Source organism: Streptomyces sp. WM6386 (assembly GCF_000972385.1).
Taxonomy (GTDB): Bacteria; Actinomycetota; Actinomycetes; order Streptomycetales; family Streptomycetaceae; genus Streptomyces.
Map to the genome: position 1 here is coordinate 1 of NZ_JXTE01000703.1, position 339 is coordinate 339.

Consider the following 339-nt stretch of genomic DNA (forward strand, 5'->3'; position numbering starts at 1 on the left):
GCTCGCCGGGCCCACCGTCGATGGCCAGGCACACCTCACCGGTACGCGGGACGTCCGGTGACAGATCCTCGAACTGGCCAGACCACACAGCGAGGTCAGCGCCCGGCCCGAGGCCGAAGGTGATGTATCCCGGGGTCTCGAACGAAGGGCTCATGCCGAGGAGGTCGCCGTAGAAACGCGCTGCGGCGGGGGCGTCGTTCACATAGACGATGGACACGACGGATGTGGTGGTCATGGTTGTTCCTTCTCCCAGGTCGTAGGTACGCATCCACCAGCCTGATCCGAATATGCGCCGCATCGTGTCGTAGTTCCTGAAAAACTTGGGGTGTGACCCCTGAC

1 protein-coding gene is annotated in these 339 nt (G+C 63.4%); it reads right to left on the bottom strand.

Translation table 11 applies throughout. The features are described 5' to 3' along the window. A partial coding sequence (locus tag TN53_RS43310; RefSeq protein WP_046264427.1) for a VOC family protein occupies positions 1-235 on the bottom strand: 235 nt, incomplete at its 3' end. Positions 236-339: the final 104 nt, after the last annotated feature.